This is a genomic window from Butyrivibrio sp. WCD2001, assembly GCF_000424485.1.
Taxonomy (GTDB): domain Bacteria; phylum Bacillota; class Clostridia; order Lachnospirales; family Lachnospiraceae; genus Butyrivibrio.
On record NZ_AUJZ01000005.1, the window covers coordinates 71,495 to 94,661 of the forward strand.

Annotated in this window: 17 protein-coding genes; 14 read left to right on the forward strand and 3 right to left on the reverse strand. The window is 41.5% G+C overall.

All coding sequences use genetic code 11. The features are described from left to right. Positions 1-3: 3 nt before the first annotated feature. Together G630_RS0105275 and G630_RS0105280 are read right to left on the reverse strand one after the other, a co-directional pair. Positions 4-1,077 carry a HAMP domain-containing sensor histidine kinase gene (locus G630_RS0105275; protein WP_026497979.1) on the reverse strand — a complete coding sequence of 358 codons (1,074 nt, stop codon included), beginning with the start codon at positions 1,075-1,077 and terminating at the stop codon, positions 4-6. Continuing rightward, positions 1,074-1,766 carry a response regulator transcription factor gene (locus tag G630_RS0105280; protein WP_022762142.1) on the reverse strand — a complete coding sequence of 231 codons (693 nt, stop codon included), beginning with the start codon at positions 1,764-1,766 and terminating at the stop codon, positions 1,074-1,076. Before G630_RS0105280 ends, G630_RS0105275 begins: the two co-directional genes overlap by 4 nt. Before the next feature lie 236 nt (positions 1,767-2,002). Between G630_RS0105280 and G630_RS0105285 the strand changes: the two genes are divergently transcribed. From G630_RS0105285 to G630_RS0105350, 13 genes are all read left to right on the forward strand, one after another. Continuing rightward, positions 2,003-3,340: a TrkH family potassium uptake protein gene (locus G630_RS0105285; protein WP_026497980.1), complete on the forward strand. Its 1,338-nt coding sequence runs from the start codon at positions 2,003-2,005 to the stop codon at positions 3,338-3,340. 10 nt (positions 3,341-3,350) lie between these two features. Then, positions 3,351-3,998, forward strand: a complete 648-nt coding sequence (locus G630_RS0105290; protein ID WP_022762140.1) for a potassium channel family protein — start codon at positions 3,351-3,353, stop codon at positions 3,996-3,998. Positions 3,999-4,147: 149 nt separating this feature from the next. Beyond that, positions 4,148-6,133 (forward strand): DUF4118 domain-containing protein, encoded by a 1,986-nt coding sequence (locus G630_RS20825; RefSeq protein WP_049946106.1) that lies wholly within the window; start codon positions 4,148-4,150, stop codon positions 6,131-6,133. After that, positions 6,126-6,845, forward strand: a complete 720-nt coding sequence (locus tag G630_RS0105300; RefSeq protein WP_022762138.1) for a response regulator transcription factor — start codon at positions 6,126-6,128, stop codon at positions 6,843-6,845. The genes G630_RS20825 and G630_RS0105300 overlap by 8 nt, the downstream gene beginning before the upstream one ends. A 178-nt stretch (positions 6,846-7,023) precedes the next feature. Further along, on the forward strand, positions 7,024-7,944 hold the full coding sequence (locus tag G630_RS0105305) for an ABC transporter ATP-binding protein (protein ID WP_026497981.1): 921 nt from the start codon (positions 7,024-7,026) through the stop codon (positions 7,942-7,944). Continuing rightward, on the forward strand, positions 7,937-8,857 hold the full coding sequence (locus G630_RS0105310) for an ABC transporter permease (RefSeq protein ID WP_026497982.1): 921 nt from the start codon (positions 7,937-7,939) through the stop codon (positions 8,855-8,857). The genes G630_RS0105305 and G630_RS0105310 overlap by 8 nt, the downstream gene beginning before the upstream one ends. A gap of 12 nt (positions 8,858-8,869) precedes the next feature. Continuing rightward, positions 8,870-9,304 (forward strand): LytTR family DNA-binding domain-containing protein, encoded by a 435-nt coding sequence (locus G630_RS0105315; RefSeq protein WP_022762135.1) that lies wholly within the window; start codon positions 8,870-8,872, stop codon positions 9,302-9,304. A gap of 1 nt (position 9,305) precedes the next feature. Continuing rightward, positions 9,306-9,749 (forward strand): DUF3021 family protein, encoded by a 444-nt coding sequence (locus G630_RS0105320; RefSeq protein ID WP_022762134.1) that lies wholly within the window; start codon positions 9,306-9,308, stop codon positions 9,747-9,749. 286 nt (positions 9,750-10,035) lie between these two features. Next, positions 10,036-11,724 carry a glycoside hydrolase family 3 protein gene (locus tag G630_RS0105330; protein WP_026497983.1) on the forward strand — a complete coding sequence of 563 codons (1,689 nt, stop codon included), beginning with the start codon at positions 10,036-10,038 and terminating at the stop codon, positions 11,722-11,724. A gap of 19 nt (positions 11,725-11,743) precedes the next feature. Then, the gene (gene pgmB, locus G630_RS0105335; protein WP_026497984.1) at positions 11,744-12,379 is read left to right on the forward strand and encodes a beta-phosphoglucomutase; all 636 of its coding nucleotides are present in this window, start codon (positions 11,744-11,746) and stop codon (positions 12,377-12,379) included. Between the two features lie 153 nt (positions 12,380-12,532). Next, the gene (locus tag G630_RS0105340) at positions 12,533-14,377 is read left to right on the forward strand and encodes a family 43 glycosylhydrolase (RefSeq protein WP_026497985.1); all 1,845 of its coding nucleotides are present in this window, start codon (positions 12,533-12,535) and stop codon (positions 14,375-14,377) included. A 60-nt stretch (positions 14,378-14,437) separates the two neighbouring features. Beyond that, the gene (locus G630_RS0105345; protein ID WP_026497986.1) at positions 14,438-15,469 is read left to right on the forward strand and encodes an alpha/beta hydrolase; all 1,032 of its coding nucleotides are present in this window, start codon (positions 14,438-14,440) and stop codon (positions 15,467-15,469) included. 30 nt (positions 15,470-15,499) lie between these two features. Next, positions 15,500-18,313, forward strand: a complete 2,814-nt coding sequence (locus tag G630_RS0105350) for an alpha-L-rhamnosidase (protein ID WP_026497987.1) — start codon at positions 15,500-15,502, stop codon at positions 18,311-18,313. A gap of 83 nt (positions 18,314-18,396) precedes the next feature. Here the strand turns inward: G630_RS0105350 and G630_RS20830 are convergent, their stop codons facing one another. After that, on the reverse strand, positions 18,397-20,430 hold the full coding sequence (locus G630_RS20830; protein WP_022762128.1) for a methyl-accepting chemotaxis protein: 2,034 nt from the start codon (positions 20,428-20,430) through the stop codon (positions 18,397-18,399). Positions 20,431-20,647: 217 nt separating this feature from the next. Here G630_RS20830 and G630_RS0105360 point away from each other — a divergent pair, with 217 nt between their 5' ends. Next, on the forward strand, positions 20,648-23,107 hold the full coding sequence (locus G630_RS0105360; protein WP_022762127.1) for a glycoside hydrolase family 2 TIM barrel-domain containing protein: 2,460 nt from the start codon (positions 20,648-20,650) through the stop codon (positions 23,105-23,107). Positions 23,108-23,167: the final 60 nt, after the last annotated feature.

The window sequence follows — 23,167 nt, forward strand, 5'->3', positions numbered from 1 at the left end:
CTTTTACCTCTCTAAATCCTTTTTCAAGGGTAAAGTTACTACAAAGCTTTTGTAGCCATCATCCGTGTTTTCAATATATTCAAGGCTTCCACCATGAAGCTCGGCAATTCTTTTTGCTACTGACAATCCAAGTCCGCTGCCACCGCTTTTCCCCTTCTTGTAGGGTTCAAAGATATGGTCCTTTAAGTCATCCTGCAGAAACGGGCCATTATCTGAAAAGCTGATAACAACATCGTTTTCTTCCTTTACCGATATCTTAAGGGTAGTATTCTCAGGGTTGTGTCTGATGGCGTTATTTATCAGATTTGTAAAGATACGTTTCATCTGTTCTGTGTCATAGCTGCAGATAACTTTGTCTGGTATATCGGGTTCAAGAATGATTTTTCTGTCTTCAAATCTGTAGAACATATCTGCAAGAATCCCGCGAAGGAGCCCTGAGATATTGCCTTCTTCGGGAAAAATCTTATAGTCGGTACTTCCGTATTTTGCGTACTCAAGCATGTCCTCCAATTGGACATTGGCTGCCTTTATCTGCTGCTCGATGATAGTCAGATAATGGTTCCTCTCATCCTCTGGAATATCCTTTTCCTTGAGAAGCCTGGCATAGCCCATTACCATAGTCATGGGAGTCTTCAGATCGTGAGCGATACCTGCATATAACTGCCTGTTTTGTTCCTCGTTTTGCTCTCTGATGTTCTGAGCCTCTTTTAATTTCAAAACCATGTGATTGAAGGCTTCTTCCATCTCCGCGAATTCAAAACTGTCCTTTACTTCCATCTGAACATCGAGATTCCCTGAACTTACCAGATTCATGTTGTCCGCAATTTTTCTGGCGGGATCCGAAATGTTTTTCTCCAGAATATTGGAGAGAAACCAGAAGAGAAGATAGGTCACAATCATACTGGCTAGAGTGATCTGAGTACTCAGATCATTAGGAACTCCCTGGTTATCGTATATATTGTTTATGACCCCTGTCACGAAATCCTTGATCTTATCCAGAAATAATATAAGTAAAAAAACGTAAGCCAGAATAAGTATCAGAAATGTTTGCAGCTTTCTTTTGTATTTCAGTCTCATTTTTCTTCCATCCGATATCCAAGTCCTCTGATGGTGTGAATATAATCATTTTCCCCGTCAGAGATCTTAGCTCTAAGTTTACTTATGGCGACCATGATGCTGTTATCATCCGGGAACTTATCACTGTCCCATGCTGCCTCATATATCTGATCCTTGGTGAGAACCTGCCCGATATTACTCATGAAAAATTCGGTCATCCTGTATTCAAGAGCTGTAAGCTCCACGGATTCATCATTTTTATAAAGGCGTTTCAGACCGGGATTCAGTCTCAGAGATCCGCAAATAAGCTCTTTTCCTTCCTCCTGACGATCGTAGCCGTAGCATCTTCTGAGCGTAGACAGCACTCTTGCAGCAACCTCCATGGGATCGAAGGGCTTTACGATATAATCATCCGCTCCAAGATTAAGGCCCTTTATTCTGTCAAGAACATCGCCCTTGGCGGTGAGGAACAGAACCGGCACGTTGCTTTCTTTTCTGATCTTCTCAACCAGTTCATAGCCGTCCATAACGGGCATCATTATATCTGTGATAACAAGGTCAAACTGTTCTGATTTAAATAAATCAAAAGCTTTGCTGCCATCATATTCTTCCTTTACAGTCATTCCGTGCATTTCAAGGCAGACCTTGAGAAGACCTGCGATCTGCGGCTCGTCATCAACGACCAGCACTTTGTACTTTTTATCCGCCATAATAACTCCCTCTAACCCACTTTTTGTTTTTAAAATATCATATTAAACCACTTCTATTTCTGCAAATTGAAGTGAATCTTAACGTAACCTTAACACTCCCTGATATCTTTATACAATCTTAATACGAGAGAGCAATGTTTAATATAGTCTTATTTGATTCGGAGTTAATATCTAGATAAGTAATAAGACCTCACAGAAATTTTATGTAAAAAACAGAGGTCAACAGGAGTTTATATATGACATTAATAAAAAGTGTAAAGGAGAGACTTACTTCCTTTCAGATTATTATTATAGGATTTGCCGGCGTTATTTTGCTGGGTGCCTTTATGCTTATGCTGCCGATCGCTTCAAGAATTGGAGTGCTTACACCTTTTGATAAGGCTCTTTTTACATCCGTATCAGCAGTTTGTGTAACGGGACTTGTTGTAGTTGATACAGCCACCTATTGGTCGTTTTTTGGGCAGCTTGTGATATTGATTCTTATTCAGATCGGAGGGCTGGGGGTTATTACAGTTGCATCTTTGATGGTGATGCTTGCAGGAAGAAAAATCAGTCTTATGCAGAGACAAACTATGCAGAATGCAATCTCTGCTCCGCAGGTAGGTGGAATTGTAAAGCTTACCAGGTTTATTTTTAAGATATCTTTCCTGATTGAAATGGCAGGAACAGTTCTTCTGCTTCCAGTATTTGTGCCTGTGTATGGCATAAAAGGAATATGGATGTCGTTGTTTCATGCAGTTTCTGCCTTTTGTAACGCAGGCTTCGATCTGATGGGAAATAAAACGGGCGAATTTAGTTCTTTGACATCTTTTTCCGCTAACGGATATCTTAGTTTAGTTATTTCAATGCTGATAGTAATAGGTGGTATCGGCTTTGTTACTTGGAAGGATGTTATATCCAAAAAAAATGCTTTTAATGAATACAGAATGCAGACAAAGGTGGTTATAGTGACTACCGCGATCCTTATAATCATTCCATCTATCATTTTCTTCTTTACGGAATTTTCAAGTGCTCCTATGGATGAGCGCATATATATGTCTGTTTTTCAGGCAATAACGCCCAGAACAGCCGGATTTAACACAGCTGATCTTACTAAAATGACAGATGTGGGGCAGGGGATAACAATGATTCTCATGTTGATCGGAGGAGCCCCGGGATCAACTGCCGGAGGCATGAAAACAACTACGGTGGCTATTCTTTATGCCAATGCCATTGCTGTATTTGGAAGTAAACCAAATGCAAACATTTTTGGCAGAAGAATTGAGGACTGCATTGTAAAAAGTGCATCTACTATTCTTTTTATGTATGTGACCTTTTCAATCGGTGCTGCAACAATTATTAGCATGACAGAAAATCTTCCTATGGAAACCTGCATGTTTGAGGCTTTTTCAGCTATCGGAACAGTAGGCCTCACACTTGGGGTTACACCGTCACTCTCGTTTTTTTCGCACATTTTGCTGATGTCACTTATGTTTTTTGGGAGAGTCGGGGGTTTGACCATTGTATTTGCCGCTTTTTCACACAAGGATAAGAGTATTCTCAGATATCCTACTGAGAACATAATGGCGGGATAAGGAGTAAGAAATGAAATCTATACTAATAATCGGGGTAGGCAATTTCGGAATGCTTATTGCCAAACAGGTTCATGAGCTTGGACATCAGGTCATGGCAATTGATAAGGATGAAGAGCGAATTAACGAGGTTCTTCCTTACGTTACAAATGCTCTTATAGGAGATAGTACAAATGAGAACTTTCTACGGTCTATAGGAATAAATAATTTTGATGTGTGTATCGAAACTATAGGAAATGATTTTCAGAGTTCACTTGAGACAACTTCACTCTTAAAGGAGCTTGGAGGGAAAAAAGTTGTTTCAAGAGCAAACAGGGAGGTTCAGGCAAAGTTCCTGCTAAGGAACGGAGCGGATGAAGTGGTTAATCCGGAAAAGGAGATAGCTAAGTGGACTGCCATAAGGTACACATCAAATCATATTCTGGATTATGTCAAACTGGACGATAATCACGCTATCTTTGAAGTGAAACTTCCAAGAGACTGGATAGGGAAAAGTATAAAAGAAATAAACATCAGACAAAAATTCGGAATAAATATTATGGCTATCAAAGAGAATGGTGACATGAATCTGACTATTTCGCCTGATGATGTAATTAAGGAGGGACAGACTTTACTGGTACTGGGAGAACATAAAGCGATACAAAGATGTTTTCACATCTGAGCGGAGGGTTATAATTATGATAGATGTTATAGCTTTTTTGGCAATGATTCCATTTTTCCTCGGGGCCTTTTATATTACAAATAAGGTTTTTTCCTATATTTGGGGTATTGAAGGGTCTAAGGGTGAACGAAAAAAGAAAGGGATAGTTCATGACTTACGAAACAAGAACCGAAGGCACAATCCCTACTGAGCATGTACTTGTCTGCCTATCACCTTCACCAACAAACAGAAAAATCATTGATGAGGCATCAAAACTGGCAAAAGCATTTCATGCAAATTTTACGGCACTTTATGTCTCCAAAACACAGGAGGATAATCTGCCTGATGAGGATTCCGTCCGACTTCAAAATAATATAAGGCATGCTGAGGATATAGGTGCGACGATAACCACAGTAATTGCAGAGAGTATACCCTTTGCAATTGCTGAGTTTGCCAGGGTTTCGGGAGTTACTAAAATTGTTATAGGACGAAGCAATACCAAGAGATACCATTTTTGGGAGAGACAGACTGTCACGGAGCAGCTTATTTCAATTGCTCCGGGTATCGATATATATATTATTCCCGATTCAAAGACTAACAGTAAAATTGAGCAAAGCAGCAGGTTTGCAGAACATATTGCTCCTACGGGAAAAGATTTTCTGATCACAACTGCTCTTTTGGTAGGAATGACCCTGGTGGGAATATGCTTCCGCAGGCTTGGGTTCACCGAATCCAATATTATAACGGTATACATCTTTGGGGCTCTGCTCAGTGCCATCCTTACGAGGAGCCATTTTTGCAGTCTGATCAGTTCATTCTGTAGTGTCCTTTTGTTTAATTTCTTTTTCACTGAACCAAGGCTTACTTTCCATGTATTTGAACCCGGATATTTTGTCACTTTCGTAATTATGCTGGTAGCTGCTTTGTTGACCGGATCGCTTGCTTACAGATTAAAGGATGTGGCCAGAGAATCTGCACAGTCTGCTTTTCATACCAAAGTGCTATTTGATACTAACCAACTTCTTCAAAAAAGGAGAACTGCTGATGATATTTTAAATGTTATGGCAAATCAGGTGATTCTGCTTCTTGATAAGGACGTAATCATATATCCTGTGGAAAACGACGAACTTGGGGAGGGGTACATTTATCTTAGCGATGGTGACGGTAATGGGACACCTTTCCGGAATCATGATGAAGACGAGGTTATAAAATGGGTTCTTGCAAATAAGAAAAGAGCCGGGGCTACGACCAAGGTTTTCAATAGCGCAAAATGCCTGTATCTTGCTATCAGAATAAATGGAACTGTTTATGGAATAATGGGAATACGTGTCGGGAAAAAGGTCCTGAGTTCGTTTGAATACAGTATTCTTCTATCTATACTTGGCGAATGCTCACTTGCTTTGGAAAACCTCAACAACGAGAAAGCTAAGGAAGAAGCAGCACTAATGGCGCAGAATGAAAAGCTGCGGGCAAATATATTAAGGACAATATCGCATGATCTACGGACTCCGCTGACATCAATATCCGGAAATGCAAGTAATCTCTGTAGCCATTATAAGTACCTTGATGATGAGACCAGAGAACAGATTTTTTCTGACATCTATGATGACTCCGAGTGGCTTATACAGCTGGTTGAGAATCTTTTATCCGTAACAAGGATAGAAAATGGCGAGATGCAGCTGAATAAATCACTGGAAGTTCTTGATGATATTGTTGATGAGGCTATTAAACACATTGACAGGAACAGGGTAGATCATGAGATAAAGATAAGTCGCGCTGAGGATCTTGTCGTTGCGGAAATGGATGCAAAACTAATTACGCAGGTTATAATTAATCTCGTAAACAATGCAATAAAGTATACCCAGAAAGACTCCGAGATAGATATTTCATATGGAGTCAAGGACGATCTTGTTTATGTGAATGTTATAGATAATGGTCCCGGTATGGATGATAATATGAAGGAGCATGCCTATGACATGTTTTATACCGGGCATAACACTGTTGCGGATGGTAAGAGAAGTATGGGTCTTGGACTTGCCTTGTGCAGATCAATAGTGGAGGCTCATGGAGGAACTATTGAAATCAGGGATAACTATCCTTCGGGGTGTATTATAACTTTTTATCTGAAAAAGAAAGATGTGTGTATAAATGAATAAATTTCAGATTCTGGTTGTGGAGGATGATCCTCCGATCAGAAACCTAATAGCTACAACTTTAAAAACCCATGAGTATAAATACTTGTTGGCGAAGGACGCAGAAGAAGCAATTCTTCAAGCCTCAACACATAATCCTGACGTTGTTTTTCTTGACTTGGGACTTCCGGATTTTGATGGGGTTGAGGTGATAAAACGAATTCGTGAATGGTCAAATATGCCAATTATAGTGATCAGCGCAAGGAGTGAGGACGAAGATAAAATAGAAGCTCTTGATGCTGGCGCAGATGATTATCTCACAAAGCCTTTTTCTGTGGAGGAGCTTCTGGCAAGACTTCGTGTAATGCAAAGAAGAATAGCCATGCTACAGCCGGATAATGATGCTTCCGAGAGCTCTGTCTATGAAAACGGAAAACTGAAAATTGATCTGGCGGCAGGCTGCGCTTATAAAAACGGAGAAGAACTGAAGCTTACTCCTATTGAGTATAAACTTCTCTGTCTTCTTGCAAAGAACACCGGAAAAGTTCTTACGCACAAATATATAACACAAAAAATATGGGGTAGTGCCTGGGACAGTAATGTAGCATCGCTTCGTGTGTTTATGGCCACTCTCCGAAAAAAGCTTGAGGATAAAAATGATTCTTCTGCTTATATTCAGACACATGTCGGAATAGGCTATCGAATGCTTAAGGTGGATGGGAAGGAAGTAATTTAAAAGCTTTAGTGAGCAATGTTGTTGCAAAAAGGAAAAAATGTATTTCACCTAATGAAAAGTGCAACTCACCGCAGTTGCACTTTTTTTCTGTCAAAAATGCGTTAATATCGTTTTCAGAAAGAACACAGAAATAAATTTGAAAGAAAAAATATAAAAGCTTTGACGAAAGGGGTACGGTATGCAAAATGCAATTGAAGTAAAAGGACTGCAGAAAAAGTACGGAGCTATGACAGCTGTAAATAATATTTCTTTTTCGGTAAAACAGGGTGAGCTGTTCGCCTTCCTCGGAGAGAACGGCGCCGGAAAATCCACAACGATAAACATGCTAAGTACAATTCTTCCGAGAACTTCAGGACAGGCGATCCTCATGGGACATGAACTTGGAAAAGAGGATGATCTTATCAGAAAAGAAATCGGAATCGTTTTTCAGAATTCGGTTCTCGATGATAAGCTCACGGTAAAGCAGAATCTTATGACTAGGGGAGCCTACTACGGCTACACCAAGAGCGAGATAATGGAGAGGCTCAAGGATTTCTGGGAAGAATTTAATCTGGAAGAAATCTGGAACAGAAAATATGAAAGACTCTCAGGCGGACAGAGAAGACGAGTTGATATAGTAAGATCTCTCATCCACAAGCCTAACATCTTGTTCTTGGATGAGCCCACCACTGGACTTGATCCGATGTCACGCAAGATGGTTTGGGACTACATCAATCACTTAAGAAAGCATGAGAATCTAACAATTTTCCTCACAACTCATTACATGGAGGAGACGGCGGAAGCTGACAACGTGGTGATCATGGATAAGGGAAACATCATTGCCGAGGGGACACCTGCTGAACTTAAGAGCAGGTACACGGGCAAAAAGCTCATCTGGTACGCTGAGGAATCTGAGGAGAACAAGAGAATCCTGGAGAATCCTAATGTGCAGAAATATCGCTACGAAGCGGATCATTACAACATAGCGATGGATGAGGGAATATCCGAATTTGTCTGGAGAAACAAAGATTATATCAAGGATTTTGAAGTTATCAAGGGAACAATGGACGACGTATTTTTAACACTTACAGGAAAGGAAATGGTGGAGTGCAATGGCTAAACTCAGAGGACTTTTAGGACTTACAAAGAGAAATATGATGGTATTTTTTAATGATAAAGGAGCGATATTTTTCTCGATGCTGACACCTATTATCATACTTGCGCTTTATCTGCTTTTTCTTAAAAACACTTTTGTTTCATCACTTGAAGGAGCTGCGGCAGGGCTTTCGAATTTCATAAGTGCAGCGGATGTGGACCAGTTTGTAAACGGACTTCTGCTCACGGGAATAATAAGCACCGCGCTTCTTACAATTCCTTATAACGCACTGGAGATCATCGTTAAGGACAGAGAGGATAAGGTTGACCTCGATATGATTTCAACTCCCGTTAAAAGGTGGGAGATCATCCTTTCTTATTTTCTTGCAGCAGTGACGGCCGCTTTTTTACAGACAATGATAGTGTTGGCGTGCGGAATAGGAATCCTTGCGGTAAACGGCTCCATGTATCTTGTGGCATCCGACATCGTTAAACTCGTGGGAGTTATTTTCCTCGGAACGGTTTCTTCAACGGCAATTTTCATGCTGTTTATGATGTTCTTCAGAAACATGGGAACCTGCAGCGCCTTCATGGGAATTCTGTCTGCGGTATCGGGGTTTGTGATCGGCGCGTATATTCCGCTTTCGGAGTTTAACAAAACTATCCAGAATGTATGTAACCTCGTACCTGCTACAGGCATCTCAATTCTTATCAGAAATTATTTGACCGGAGGCGTGCTTCGTCACATGGATGAGAGCATAGGTGGAGTAGATAACGGTGCATTCATGGATGCCATGCGCGAAGTCTTTTCTTTTAATCAATGCACTTTCGGAAAAACCTTTTCATTGAATCAGTCGTGCATATATATAATAATAGTAACAGTTATATTCATTGCAGCCATAAGGCTCATATATCCCAAGGTTTACAACAAGAGATAAAGGGGAAAAGTTTTGAGGGTTACTTTTAATAAGATTCCGCAAGGGGAAACTGAATACGCGGTGATCAATGCTCACGAGCGCACATCTTCCATAGATACCGTGATAGGACTTCTTGAAAACGGAGAGCAGATGATTCTGGGGTACAAGGACGGCGAAAGTGTACCCTGTGCCATTTCGAAGATTTACTATTTTGAAACGGTTGATGACAAGTGCTTTGCCTACACAAAGGACGACTGTCTTGAGATAAAGAGCAGACTATATGAGGTGGAGGGACAGTTGGATTACAGATTTTTCAGGTGCTCCAAATCCATGATCTGCAATATCAGGAAGATCAAAAGTGTGAAGGCTGAATCCAATGCGAGGATGCGCGCAACACTGCTAAACGGTGAGCCCGTCATTATCACCAGAAGCTACGTCAAAGAGATGAAGAACAGATTGGGGTTATGATATGAAAAAGGTGAAAACTATAATTGAACAGACTATGATGGTAAGCTTCATGGTACTGTGCTATGTCGGTATCTACGGCCTTCTGGTAATGAGACCGCTTGATTATCATTTTGACTGGTATATTCCTGGATCCATTGTGGTTGCCAGCTTTATGTGCAGTCTCGTAACCGTGATGTTTTATTATGGCGACAACGACAGCGACAAGAATGAAAATGCGGATTTGAAATTTAAACTGAAAACGGTGGCGCATTTTATTCTGCTCTACGCGGTTATCATGTCGTTCGGGCGTATCTGCTACTGGTATCACGGAATCTTCGGCTTTATCGTTACCTCAATAATTTATGTGATTATCTACATCGGATCCTGGTTTGGAACCTACCTGATTTTCAGACATGATGAAAAGATTATATCTGAGGCGCTTGATAAAATAAGGGATGAGGACTAAGAGATTTTTTAGGGCTCACAGCATGAGAGTGCTGTGGGCACTTTTTTATTTTATACGAGGAAAAAACTATGGCAGAAAAACAAAAGTAATGGACAATCCCGGATGAAAATTCAGCCTATTGGATCCATAGCTAAACTGAATCTAATACATTAAAAAATGTCGGATTGTCAATAATAAAAACTGTTCAGTAATTATTTCCCAAATAATAGAATCATAATCATGAAATTGTTTAAGCGAGGCAAAATGCATAAGCATAGCAATAATGCCGAAAGATAGGAGCATGATTATGATCAATTACAAAGACAAACCCTTTAACTTAAGCGATGAGAAAATCAAATGGGTTGAGGATACATATGAAAAAATGACGCTTGATGAAAAAATCGGACAGCTTTTCTGTCCGGTTATTTTCAGCAAGGATGAGAACGAATTAAAGGAGACCCTCGATAAATATAAGATAGGTGGACTACTTTACAGAGAAGGACCGGGCGAGGAAATATGGAAGGCTCAGAGCTTTTTACAAAAGGAGAGCAAGATACCACTCCTCATTGCTGCAAACCTCGAGTATGGCGGAAATGGTTCGGCAGTTGAAGGAACCTACTATGGCAGAGAGATGCTTGTTGGTGCTACAGGAAATGCCAGACGCGGTTATGAGCTGGGGAAGGTTAGCTGCTCAGAAGGCGCAGCTGTAGGAGATAACTGGTCCTTTGCACCTGTAGTTGATCTCGACAGAAACTACCATAATCCAATTATAAATGTCAGGGCATTTTCAGATGATGTGCAGACAGTCATCGATATGGGAAGAGGTTATCTTAAGGCAGCAGCCGAAGAGGGCGTTGCTACAGCAGTAAAACACTTCCCGGGTGACGGAATAGACGAGAGAGACCAGCACCTTCTTACAAGTGTCAATTCACTCTCTGTTGAAGAGTGGGACGAAACCTACGGAAAAATCTACGAGGCAATGATCGATGCTGGAACACTTAGCGTGATGGCGGGACATATCGCAATGCCTGCCTATGAGGAACTCTTTGATGGAAAAGCACCTGAAAAGATTATTCCTGCTACGCTGTCTAAAAATCTTCTCGGTAAACTTCTCAGGGAAAAGCTCGGGTTTAACGGTCTTATTGTGTCTGATGCCACGCCTATGGTGGGCTTTTGCAGTGCAATGGACAGAGAACATGCTGTTCCACTTTGCATAGAAAACGGCTGCGACATGTTCCTGTTTAACAGAAACATCGATGAAGATTACGAATACATGCACAAGGGCTATGAAAAGGGCATCCTGTCCGAAGAGAGATTAGAGGAGGCCGTTAAGCGAATTCTTGCGACCAAGGCAGCTCTTAATCTTCCTGAAAAGAAGGCAAACGGTACTCTGGTTCCTGCTAAGGAAGGGCTTAACATTCTCTCATCAGAGGAGCATGTGACCTGGGCAAAGGAGTGTGCTGATGAAGGAATTACCCTTGTAAAGGATACACAGAAGCTCCTTCCCATAAAGCATGAAAATCATAAAAGAGTTCTTCTTGAAATGATGGGAGGTTTTGAGTCTGACGAGCGCGTAACAAAATTTGTAATGGATAGACTTAAGGCTGAAGGTTTTGATGTGACGCTGTATGAAAAAGAAGGCTTTGAAGTAATGACCGACTCCGTGTCAAAGATAAAATCCAGATACGATCTAATCATCTATGTTGGAAATGTGGAAACTGCATCCAACAAAACCACAGCAAGAATGAACTGGCACACAATGTTCGGACTTGGAAATAACATGCCCTGGATGGTACATGAGCTCCCGGTTATGTTTATAAGCTTCGGTAATCCGTATCATCTTCTCGATGCACCGATGATAAAGACCTTTATCAACTGTTACTGTAATTCTGAATCCGTTATGGATGCAGCAATTGACAAGATTTTAGGCAGAAGTGAATTTAAGGGAAAATCACCTGTTGATCCTTTCTGCGGAAAAATGGATTTGAGATTTTAAAGCGGGAGGATGACATATTATGAAAGCTTTTATATTTGATCTTGACGGGGTTCTTGTTTTTACTGATAAATATCACTATCAGGGATGGAAAATGATAGCGAATAAGCTGGGAATAGGCTTTGATGAAAAGAAGAATTCAAGACTTCGCGGTGTCAGCAGAATGGAATCTCTGGATATTATTCTGGAAGACAGTGTCAGAAAGTTTTCCGAAGAAGAAAAGGAAGATCTTGCTGCTGAGAAAAATGAATATTACAGGGAACTTCTGGGAACAATGACACCGGAAGACGTATCACCTGAAGTAAGGAATACACTTGCGGAACTTAGAAACAGAGGACACAAGCTTGCGATAGGTTCTTCAAGTAAAAATACAAGGTACATCCTGGAAAGGGTGGGACTTACAGATTATTTTGACGCTATATCTGACGGAACAAATATTACAAAATCCAAGCCTGATCCGGAGGTGTTCTCAAAGGCAGCAGAATTTTTAAGTGAAAATCCCGATAACTGCGTAGTTGTTGAGGATGCTGTTGCCGGAGTTATCGCAGGTAAAAGAGCCGGCATGAGAGTTGCGGGAATAGGCGACGCAGCAGCATACGAAAAGACAGACTACAAAATAAGCGGATTTTGCGAACTTCTTAATATTTCTGTAAAGTGATGGCCCTTTTAAATGCCGGATTATCAAAAATAAAAACTGTTCAGTAATTATTCCCCAAATAATAGAATCTATAAAAAGAGAGCAGGATACCGCTTCTAATCGCTGCAAATATCAAGTCTTCCTCTTGAGGGGATAATTACTAAGGAGAATAACGTGAAAAAAATACTTTGCAATCCCATAAACATAGATTACCATTACCAATTCATAAAGGACGGAATGTCTGGCGAGCAGCACATTTCCAGAGAAGCAGCTGATCCCACATTTTTATTTTATAAGGGGAAATACTATATTTTTGCATCCATGAATATGTCAGTGTGGGTATCTGATGATCTCATCAATTGGAAGAGCGTGCGTCTTCCCGACAACCTTCCGCTTCTTGACTATGCTCCGGATGTAAGAGTCATCGGAGACTATGTATATTTTAGTGCATCAAAAAGGGGAGAAATCTGCAACTTCTATCGCACCAGAGATATTGAGAATGGACCATATGAGGAGATAGAAGGAACTTTTGACTTCTGGGATCCCAATCTTTTTCAGGATGATGACGGAAGAGTTTATTTCTATTGGGGATGCTCTAATATGACACCAATCTGGGGAGTGGAGCTTGACCCTGAGACCATGAAGCCTCTTTCAGAGAGAATAGAGCTTATTAATGGACGTCCAAAGGAACTTGGATATGAGAGATGCGGTGAGAATCATTCAAAGAGACTTATTGAAGGCGAGGAGCTGGACAGAGTATTTGAGGGATTTAAAAAGAATATGGGAGAAGAGGCATTTAGTAAGGCCTCTGATACAGACAAGGCTTTCTTTAGGAGTATGCTCAGCAACAATCCTTTCATTGAAGGTGCATACATGAATAAGCATGATGGAAAATATTATCTTCAGTATGCAGCGACAGGTGCTGAATATAATGTTTACAACGATGGGGTATATGTATCCGATTCACCCCTTGGACCTTTTGAGCTTGCAAAGAACAATCCCTATTCCTATCAGCCCGGAGGATTTATGCCTGGGGCAGGACATGGCTCAACTATGGAGGATAAAAACGGTAATTTCTGGCATACATCAACCATGAGAATAAGCCTTAATGATCCCATGGAGCGAAGAGTCGGTATATGGCCTGCAGGCTTTGATAATGATGGTGAGCTGTTCTGTAATACTGGCTATGGAGACTGGCCAAGGAGCATAAATGACGGGAAACCGGATCCATGGGCTGAGCCTGAATGGTTCCTTCTTAGCAGGAATGCAAAGATGAGTGCATCATCTGTAAGTAAAGAGGATACGGTTTCACCTGTAGGTGATAACAATCCTGAGAGAGCCTGTGAAGAGGATACCAGAACCTGGTGGAGAGCAGCAGACAACAAGCCCGGCGAATGGCTTCTCATGGATATGCGCGAAGTTAAGGACGTCAGATTTATTCAGATCAATTTCGCGGATGACAGTATTGACGCACTTCCGCCCGGAGAGATACCTGAAAACGGATTCGGTGCAAGACTCATTGATGAGAGAAAATATGTGACAAGATATGTGCTGGAAGGATCATCTGATGGCGAAAACTATGAGATTCTGAGCGATAAATCCAAGGCTGATACCAATCTTCCTCATGATACTTTGCTTATAGAAAATGGAAAAAGGTTACGTTTTATAAAGCTCACAATTCTGGAGCTTCCAATGAATCAAAAGGCAGCAGTATCAGGTATTCGCGTATTTGGAAAAGGTAACGGAAGGGCTCCCGGAGAGGTTACATTTACTGCTACTATTGAGAGCGAATTGGATATGAGTATAACAATGTCTTCCGAGGGCGCGGATGGTTATAACATTAAGTGGGGACATGCAGAGAATAAGCTCTATCACAGTTGCATGTACTACCCGGAGAAAGGCTCATCTAAGGGTACGAGATCTATCGGTGCACTTATAAAAGGTCAGGAGGTATACCTTCAGGTCGATGCCGTTAATGAAAACGGAATTACTCATGGGGAAGTACAGAGGCTGAGATAAGTTCAATATTATTGGATATTATCGAGGCTATTTAAATGATGATATAAAGCGAGGTTAAAAATGAGATTTAGTCCTGAAAAAGAGAAAGAGATAATTAAAATATGGGGTGAAAATATTCCGGGAAATACCGGAGAGTCCAAGCATGACAGAATGAACTGGGATGATTCGCTTTCTCTCGAGGATATGTTTGTTAAATATCCCGGAATATGGGATAAAACCACAGATAAAATTGGCGATATGCGTGGCAACGATACCATGGTATATCGTGAAGAAATAAAGGATGGTTATGCAAATGAGACTTATGTGGATGAGCCTTTTCTTGTACCCTTCCTTGTTCCCGGAAGTAAGAAGTGCGTGATTTCCTGTCCGGGAGGTGCATATCTTACCAAGAGTATTGATAGCGAGGGAACAGATATAGCCGAGTTTTTAAATGCAGCAGGAATAAGCTGTTTTGTTCTCTGGTACAGATCATATCCATACAAGGCTCCTTACATGTTTCTTGATCTTCAGCGTGCAATCAGATATGTAAGATTCCATGCAGATGAATATGGGATTGATCCTGACAAGATAGCTACAGTAGGTTTTTCAGCAGGAGGAAATCTTGTAGGTGTTCAGGCAGTTATCACTCAAAACGGGGCAGTAGGAATTAGCGATTATGTGGAAGATGAGATCGATAAGGTGGACGGAAAGCCCAATGCAGCAGGATTGATATATCCGGCTGTTACTGTTGCAAATGACAAAATCCAGGTGGTTATGGCTGATGCTGAAACCTATAATGATGCCGGGAGGAGAGCTGATTTTGCTGCCAGATACGAATTAAAGGATCATGTAAATGATGAGGTATGCCCAATATTTATGTGTAACGCAGCTGATGATGATGTGATTGATGCATACCATATGGTGGATTTTGCAAGGGCGCTCAGGGATAAGAAAATTTCTCACGAGCTGCATGTTTTCCCCTATGGAGGACATGGCTTTGGTGGCTGTAAGCCGAATGATACAATATATTATCCCGGCTTTGTACCTCCGGATCTTACAGCCGTTTCACAGTGGAAAGATCTGTTTGTGACCTGGCTGAATAAAGTGCTGTGATGAAATGACATAAAAATAGAAGAGGTATTTATGAAAATAACAAGAGCAAAACTTAATGGAATAATTAACCCAATCGGATATGATTTTAAAAATCTTATAGCATCCTGGAATGTGGAAGAGACAGATGCGAAGACATTAAAAAATGGCGTGCTGGAGGTGGCTGCAGACAGGGACTTTACTGAGATTCTCTGCAGAAAAGAGGCTGCTAACCTTGATCAGACAGGTGAAGTTATCAATGGAGATAAGGTAAATATTGACTTAAAGCCCCGCACCGGATATTTCTGGCGAGTGACGATTACAGGCGACAACGGAGATACTGCAGTCTCAGATGTGCAATACTTTGAGACTGGAAAGATGGACGAAGCCTGGACAGGAAAATGGATTGCAGCTGAGGATGGTGCTAAATATCATCCGATTTTCAGAAAAGACATTGAACTTAGGGAAAAGCCTGTGAAGGCCAGACTTTATGTGAGCTGTCTTGGCGTATTTGAGGCATATCTTGATGGTGAGAAAATCGGAGATGAGGTTCTGACTCCTTACATCAATGATTATGAAACAGGAATGCAGATTATTGCATTTGATGTGACAGACAAAATAGGTGAAAAAAGTCAGCTCGATATCCAGGTTGCTAGGGGCTGGTATATGAGTAACTTCGGTCTTGAGGGCGGCCATAATTTCGGTGACAGAATGGAGGCCATTGCTGAGCTCCATGTGGACTTTGCTGATGGAAGCCATGAAGTAATCGGAACGGACAATACCTGGAAGGTACTGAAAAATGTTGTTATTGAATCCGGAATTTATTACGGAGAAGATCTGGATAGAACAGCAGGAACAACTGAAATCGGTAATGCTGTCGAAGTAAAGGCAGAGAGAGCACTTCTTGACAGATACAGTATTCCGGTAATTGTAAAAGAGATACTTCCCGCAAAAGAAATAATCCATACTCCTGCGGGTGAAACTGTAGTTGATTTTGGACAGAATCATGCAGGCGTAATGGAGTTTGATGCTGATTTTCCTGCAGGTACAAAGATAATAATTTCCTGCGGAGAGATACTTCAGAAGGGCAATTTCTTCAACAAGAATTACCGCGAAGCAAGATCTCAGTTCACTTATATATCTGATGGAAGGAAAGAGACAGTACATCCCAGGTTCACCTTTTTCGGATACCGCTATCTGAAAATTGAAGGTTGGCCGGAGGAGACCGTACTTACAACTGACAAGATAAGATCCCGTGTACTGTATTCAGATATGGAACGCACAGGATATATTGAGACCAGTAACGAAAAAATCAACAGGCTCTATGAAAACTGCATATGGGGTCAAAAATCCAACTTCCTTGATATGCCCACAGACTGTCCGCAGAGAAATGAGAGACTTGGATGGACAGGTGATGCGCAGGTATTTTCTCAGACAGCCAGCTACAACATGGATACCCGTGCCTTCTACAGGAAGTTCCTTCGCGATCTTGCACTTGATGCAAAGCGCCATGAGGGAGGCGTTGCAAGCTTCCTGCCCAATACAGCCAATAACCTTGCGGGAGTTGGAAGCATCTGGGCAGATGTAAGCACAATAGTTCCCAATGTACTTTATAATACCTTCGGTTCTCTGGAGGATACCAAAGAACACTATGAAATGATGAAGGGCTGGGTAGAGTACATGCATCGAAATGATGCAGAGCATGGCGACAAGGGGTTCTTCATTTTGCCTTTCCAATTTGGCGACTGGCTTGGTCTTGATGGAATAACTGAGCAGAGCTTCAAGGGAGGGACCAATGACGACTACCTTGCTGCAATCTATTACTATCGCTCAACAGTCATAACAGCACAGATGGCAGAGAGGCTTGGACTCAAAGAGGATAAGAAAAAATATGATGCCCTTGCAGAAAAGGTAAAGAGCGCAATTCTTGATGAGTACTTCTCAAAGACAGGACGTCTTGCCTGTGATACTCAGGCAGCATATATTGTTGCACTTGCCTTCGATGTATATGTGGACAGGGATAAGCTCATAGAGCAGTTCATTGACAGACTTAATAAGGACTGTTACCAGATAAAATGCGGTTTTGTGGGAGCACCTCTTCTTTGTACCACTCTTGCAAAAATCGGAAGAATGGATCTGGCATATCATTTCCTTTTTAATGAAGGATTCCCAAGCTGGCTCTACTGCGTAAATCTTGGAGCTACCACAATCTGGGAGAGATGGAATTCGGTTATGCCTGATGGAACAATATGTGATGAGGGAATGAACTCCCTTAACCACTATTCATACGGAACGGTCGTGCAGTTTATGTATGAGTACATAGGAGGACTTCGTCCTGCCACTGAAGGCTTTAAGAGTGCAATAATTGCACCGCAGCCTTCCATGAAATTCAGACATTTTAATTCATCTATGGTAACTGCAGCAGGAAAATATGTATCCAATTGGAAGATCGGGGAGGACGGAATATTTACATTAAATATTGAAGTTCCGTTTAACGGAAGTGCTAAAGTAACTCTTCCCAGATTTAGTAGAAGAAAGCTTGCAGTTACAGGTTTTGGTGCAGAAACTATTGATGAAGGCGGAGCAGTGGTACTTCCTGCAGGAAAGTATGAAATCAGCTACGTGCCTTCAAGAGATTATCGATGCGTGTACGGACCTGAAACCAGGCTCTCCGAGCTTGAGAAGGACGAAGAAGTGATGGCACTTCTTGAGAAGGAGCTTCCCCCTGCCTACGGAATAATCCGTAAGCATGATAAGGAAAACGGCAATCATACCTTGGGCGAGCTGCCATTCCTGTTCTTTATGGGCTTTACACCTGAAAATGTAGGCCCTGTGAATGAAAAGATATTCAATTTTAAGAGATGGTAAAACTATAGTATAAAGTGCCTCGTCACCATTAAAAGTATTCTGGTAACGAGGCACTTTTATGTTAAATAGGATATAAATCATTCTTATACTTTAAATACATTTATAAGGTTTTCTATTTCTTCTGAAGAATCACTTACAGCGGTAGCACTGTGATCAACACCTTTAGAATTCTCTGCAACCATCTCAGCGCTGGATGTGAGGTGTGTTGCGGTAGCACTTACTTCCTGAGTACTTGCTGACTGTTCCTCTGAAATGGCTGCCATAGAGGTTGCAATTTCATCTACACTGCCGACTTTGGATATCATTTCTCCAACAATATCGCTGGTTTCGTCAAGACTCTTGAAGATTTCTTCAAAGGTAGCGCCTGCAGTATCAACAGCATCCATGTTAGAGCGAATCTCATCCATGTTGGATTGAGATTTGCGTGAAAGCTCCTCAATCTGAATAGTGATATCCTTTATGATGGAAGATATCTGTTGGGTTGAATCAGCAGAGTTCTGCGCAAGCTGTCCAATTTCCTGTGCAACAACGGCAAAACCTTTTCCTGCTTCGCCTGCTCTAGCAGCTTCAATGGATGCATTAAGTGACAGGAGATTAGTCTGGCTGGAGATGGAATTGATCATATCTACGATTGAGTTAATCTTCTGGGCGGACTCTCCAACTACCGAAACAACCTCGTTCATATCTGACATTGATTGTGATATTCCGGTCATACCATTCTGGACAATTTCCATGTCTCGCTGTCCGTCTTTTGCCTTAGTAACAAGAGAATCCATGACATCTCTTGTCCGCTGGCTCTTGTCTGTGAGGTCTGATACCTCCTGGGCAAGGGTTGTTGCCTGATTGGCAAGCTCTGTTACAGCGTCTGCCATATCATCCATAGCACCCTGTATCTGTTGCATGGCCTTTGACTGTTCATCGGCCTGGTAATTCAGGTCGCTTGATGCACTCTTGGAATTATTCGCTTCTCCCGAGAGCTTCTCGGTTACATCTTTCATCTTTATCAGGGTATCACGCATCTGAGCAACATAATCAGCCATATTGTTGTTCATAAGGCCTATTTCATTTTCGCCTCCGCGTGTGCCTTTAGCTATCTCTACAGTGAAGTCACCCTGGGATATACGTGTGATATTATCTGTAAGTCTGCTGACAGGTTTTGCAATCATTGCGTTAAGTATGAAGAGCATAACAACGGAGCCGGTAAGTATTATTATTACCCCAATTACAGCAATGATGATAATAAATTTGTTTAATTCAGCCAGTACATCGCTCTCTTTTACGAAGGATGCCAGATACCAGTTTGTACCGCTTACCGCATCAATAGAAACGTAGTAATCAGCACCATCAGTTCCGTGAAGAACGAATACATCACTTCTTCCGCCGGAGGTTGTTATCTTGGAAATCTCCTGAATAAAGTTATCATTAGGATATTCTGAAACATCCTTACCTATCTGATCTGTTGTGGGTGATGCAACCATTATGGTTCCATCAAACATCATTGTTGAACCTGTTCCAAGTGGCTTATAGGCACTGGCAGTTTCGGAAATTCCGGATAATACGATATCTGTGGAGAGGACACCGGATCTTCCGTCAGTCAGTGTCACACCGCGAGACCCACAGACAACCATTTGCCCTGTTGTCAGATCTACCGAAGGATCTCCGAGTACTATGCTGGACTTTCCCTGTCCGTTCTGGTACCAGGCTCTGGTTGTCGGATCATAGCCTTCGTCAGGAACCCAACCGCCGCCATCATAGAAGTAATCTTTACCAAAGGCAAGGTATACATCGCTGACTACTCCGGGATAGGCTTTCATTCCGGGTTCCAAGGATTTTAAGATTGCAGCATCATCTGCGTAGTCTGAAACCTGAAGTGTATCGGCATACGCATTGTAATAGGAAACAATACCCTCCATCATTCCGGAGATGTCGGACGCATTTTTTTTTGCTTCCTGCTGTAGTCCGTTCTTCGCGCTATCAATAATGATATTTCTTGCATTAAAAGCCAGAAAAATAGTAACAAATGCAATTGCAGATATTACCATAGGCAGCAGGATTGCAAGTAGTTGCCCGGTAATATGCTTGCTCATTACTTTAGTGCCGTTTTCGTTATTCGCCATAGTATAATCCTCCATTGTAGATTGTAGTAACATGATTATATTTTAAGCGATATAGCGTAATGGAGGATAAATCGTGTATTAATTATTTGTTATTTTTATATTAATAAATGTCGGATTCTCCGCAAATTAAGAAGTGTTCCATCTAAACCTCAAATTATAGAATTGCTTATGAACAGACTAATTTGTGCATAACGCAGTATTTAAGAGGTGGAACATAATGAAAAAAACAAAATGGAACGATAACTGGCTTTTCTGGAACAGCAAGGATGCCTTTGCTCTAGTGTGGAGCATTCCTGAAAATGCGAGAAAAATTACACTTCCCCATGATGCGATGATAGAGACAGAGACCCATGCTGATTCGCTTAATGGTGGCAATACAGGATTCTATGATGGTGGTTCCTATACTTATGTGAAGTTTTTTGAATCAAAAAAGGGTGACAGAAGCAGGAATATAATGCTCTTATTTGAGGGTGCTTACATGAATACCTTTGTCTATGTTAACGGTCAGCTTGCTGCTAACAGACCTTATGGATATTCAGAGTTCACAGTTCCGATTTCTCAGTTTTTAAAGGAAGAGGGCGAGAATGAAATTCGCGTTCAGGTGAGAAACAATGCATGTCAGAACAGCCGCTGGTACACAGGCTCCGGAATCTACAGAGACGTATACCTTCTTGAAGCGGATAATACTTATATAAAGGAAAACAGCTTCCTGATAACTACTGAAGAATGTAATGAAGAAGAGGCAACAGTACTTCTTAAGGCATCTGTAAGGAATGCGGATATTGCTCCCAAAGACCTTGTTATCAGCTTTGGAATTTTGGACAGGAATGGAGAGCTTATTGCTTCCGATCAAAAGGTAATCAGCGCTAAGGCTAATTCTGAGATGACTGTTTTTTCAAGATTATATGTGGACAAGCCATCACTTTGGTCTGATGAAAATCCTGCACTTTATAAGGCTGAAGTTACGGTGTTCGAAGCAGTGGAAGAGAATGACGGGCAGACAGGCTGCGGAGAACCTCTGGATGATGAAGCGGAGATCTTCGGTATCAGAAAGCTGAGACTTGATGCAAAGCATGGCCTTAGAGTGAACGGAAAAAGTGTTAAGCTTCGTGGAGCCTGCATTCACCACGACAGTGGAATCTTAGGGGCAAAGACTTTTTATGAAGCTGAATACAGAAGAGTTGCTATATTAAAAAAAGCCGGCTTTAATGCCATAAGAATGTCTCATCACCCTGCGGCACCTGCACTTGTAAAGGCCTGTGATGAACTCGGAATGTATATCATGGATGAAGCCTTTGATATGTGGACCAGGGCAAAATCAGACTATGACTATAATCTGTATTTCATGGACTGGTGGGAGCGTGATGTGGAAGCGATGGTCATGAAGGACTACAACCATCCTTCCGTTATTCTGTATTCAATCGGTAATGAAATTCCTGAGATCGGAACAGATGAAGGCGCAAGGCTTGCTGCAGAAATCAGCGGACTTTGCCACAAGCTGGATCCTAACAGATATACCCTTGCTTCAATAAACGGAGTGTTTGCGGCAGGAGATGCTGTGCCTAAGATTACTGCAGATGTTGCTGCATCTGTAGAAGATGGTGATGATTCCATAAACGTAAATGATTTCATGACTATCATGGATAAGTACATGGATAAAATTGTCGTACATCCTGAGATCACAAAGCGTCTGGACAAGGCCTGTGCAGCAACTGACATAGCAGGTTATAACTACATGACAGCACGTTACAGCCTTGATGCCAAAAAGGCTCCTAACCGTGTTATTGTCGGTAGTGAAACCTATCCTCCTGAGATTGCTGTAAACTGGAGAGAGGTTACAAAATACCCTCAGGTTATCGGAGATTTCACCTGGACAGGCTGGGACTACCTGGGAGAAGCAGGCGTAGGAATTCCTGCATATAAATTCGGTGAGGGCGGCTTTGGCGCACAGTTCCCTGCTAAGCTTGCTTATACAGGAGATATTGATATCACAGGCTTTAGAAGACCTTTATCATATTACAGGGAGATTGTTTTCGGACTAAGAAAAGCTCCTTATATAGCAGTTCAGGATCCCGCACACTATGGCGAGAAACTGATAAAGACACCCTGGGTAATGAGTGATACTGTTTCAGGATGGACCTTTAGCGGATATGAAAATAAGCCGGTTGTGGTTGAGGTTTATTCTTCAGGGGATGAGGTGGAATTATTACTTGATGAAAAATCCATAGGAAAGAAAAAGGTTGTGGAAGAGGATAACTGCAGAACTCTTTTTGAAACAACTTATCAGCCGGGAACATTAAAAGCTGTGGCATACAAAGATGGCGAGAACATAGGCGAATATGAGCTAACTACTGCAGTGGGAGATATGAAGCTTTTTGCTGAGGTAGATGGAAATATATTGGAAGATAGTGAGATAGTATACGTGAATCTTTCTCTTCAGGACTCTGATGGAGATGTTTTCATAAACTCTGATCAGAGTATTACGCTTGAGCTTGAAGGTGACGCTGAGCTTTTAGGCTTTGGATCAGGTAATCCCAAAGAGCAGGAGCCTTATAGTAGCAATACTTCAAATACCTGGAATGGACGTGCCCTGGCTATTGTCCGTAAGATACCGGGAAAAAAAGTCGTTCTCAAGGCAGGTATAGATTCAGGTATTAAAACTGAAATAGTACTGTGATAGAAAATTAAATAATTCGAGATATCATGTAATATAATGGAGTTTCCCCGATAACTGTCC

Excerpts from the sequence above, each read along its gene's own strand:
- G630_RS0105305 (WP_026497981.1), top strand. The coding sequence starts at position 7,024 with ATGCAAAATGCAATTGAAGTAAAAGGACTGCAGAAAAAGTACGGAGCT.
- G630_RS0105330 (WP_026497983.1), top strand. The coding sequence starts at position 10,036 with ATGATCAATTACAAAGACAAACCCTTTAACTTAAGCGATGAGAAAATC.
- G630_RS0105285 (WP_026497980.1), top strand. The coding sequence starts at position 2,003 with ATGACATTAATAAAAAGTGTAAAGGAGAGACTTACTTCCTTTCAGATT.
- G630_RS0105275 (WP_026497979.1), bottom strand. The coding sequence starts at position 1,077 with ATGAGACTGAAATACAAAAGAAAGCTGCAAACATTTCTGATACTTATT.
- pgmB (WP_026497984.1), top strand. The coding sequence starts at position 11,744 with ATGAAAGCTTTTATATTTGATCTTGACGGGGTTCTTGTTTTTACTGAT.
- G630_RS0105280 (WP_022762142.1), bottom strand. The coding sequence starts at position 1,766 with ATGGCGGATAAAAAGTACAAAGTGCTGGTCGTTGATGACGAGCCGCAG.
- G630_RS0105360 (WP_022762127.1), top strand. The coding sequence starts at position 20,648 with ATGAAAAAAACAAAATGGAACGATAACTGGCTTTTCTGGAACAGCAAG.
- G630_RS0105300 (WP_022762138.1), top strand. The coding sequence starts at position 6,126 with ATGAATAAATTTCAGATTCTGGTTGTGGAGGATGATCCTCCGATCAGA.
- G630_RS20825 (WP_049946106.1), top strand. The coding sequence starts at position 4,148 with ATGACTTACGAAACAAGAACCGAAGGCACAATCCCTACTGAGCATGTA.
- G630_RS20830 (WP_022762128.1), bottom strand. The coding sequence starts at position 20,430 with ATGGCGAATAACGAAAACGGCACTAAAGTAATGAGCAAGCATATTACC.
- G630_RS0105345 (WP_026497986.1), top strand. The coding sequence starts at position 14,438 with ATGAGATTTAGTCCTGAAAAAGAGAAAGAGATAATTAAAATATGGGGT.
- G630_RS0105310 (WP_026497982.1), top strand. The coding sequence starts at position 7,937 with ATGGCTAAACTCAGAGGACTTTTAGGACTTACAAAGAGAAATATGATG.
- G630_RS0105320 (WP_022762134.1), top strand. The coding sequence starts at position 9,306 with ATGAAAAAGGTGAAAACTATAATTGAACAGACTATGATGGTAAGCTTC.
- G630_RS0105350 (WP_026497987.1), top strand. The coding sequence starts at position 15,500 with ATGAAAATAACAAGAGCAAAACTTAATGGAATAATTAACCCAATCGGA.
- G630_RS0105290 (WP_022762140.1), top strand. The coding sequence starts at position 3,351 with ATGAAATCTATACTAATAATCGGGGTAGGCAATTTCGGAATGCTTATT.